At 62.3% G+C, this 930-nt stretch carries 1 protein-coding gene; it reads left to right on the plus strand.

Annotated elements, in window-relative coordinates:
- On the plus strand, nt 1–930 hold a 930-nt coding region (locus I5W_RS14810; RefSeq protein WP_044529800.1), incomplete at both ends, for an efflux RND transporter permease subunit.

The following is a 930-nucleotide window of genomic DNA, read 5'->3' on the forward strand; positions in this document are numbered from 1 at the left end:
GACTCGCCGACGTCCCTCGCAAGTGGTGACCCAGGTCAATGGCCTGGCTGCCGAAGAAGTGGAACAGCAGATCACCATCCCGCTGGAGCGCCAGATCATGGGCACCCCGGGAATGCATGTGATGCGCTCGGAAAGCACCTTCGGCCTGTCCCTGATCACTGTGGTCTTCAATGACGGCGCCGAAGACTACTGGTCGCGCCAGCGCCTGCAGGAGCGCATCTCCGCGGTCAGCCTGCCCTATGGCGCGCAACCGGGACTGGATGCCCTGACCTCGCCCATCGGCGAGATCTACCGCTATACCCTGCAATCGAAGACACGCGACCTGCGCGAACTGTCCGAACTGCAGTTCTGGAAGGTCATTCCGCGCTTGAAGCAGGTGCCGGGCGTGGTGGACGTGTCCAACTTCGGCGGCCTGACCACCCAGTTCATGCTGGAACTGGACCCGGCCAAGCTGATCAAGTACAACACCTCGCTGAACCAGATCAGCCAGGCCATCTCGGCCAACAACGCCAATGCCGGCGGCAGCATCATGAAGCGCGGTGAACAGGGTCTGGTCATCCGTGGCGTCGGTCTGATCCGCAGTCTCGATGACCTGGGCAACATCGTGGTGTCGCAAAAGAATGGCGTGCCGGTGCTGGTCAAGGACCTGGGCCGCGTGGTGCTGGGCAACCAGGAGCGCCACGGTGTGCTGGGCATCGACCACCAGTCCGACGCCATCGAAGGCATCACCCTGCTGCTCAAGAATGAAAATCCCTCGCGCGTGATGGATGGCGTGCACGCGGCGGTGCAGGACTTGAACGATCACATCCTGCCCAAGGATGTGAAGATCGTTCCCTACATCGACCGCAGCAAGCTGGTCGAGGCGACCGTCCACACGGTGGGCAAGACCCTCGTCGAAGGCATGTTGCTGGGCTCGCTGGTGCTGTTCCT

The organism is Herbaspirillum sp. B65 (assembly GCF_000333555.1).
GTDB classification, from domain to species: Bacteria; Pseudomonadota; Gammaproteobacteria; order Burkholderiales; family Burkholderiaceae_D; genus Herbaspirillum; species Herbaspirillum rubrisubalbicans.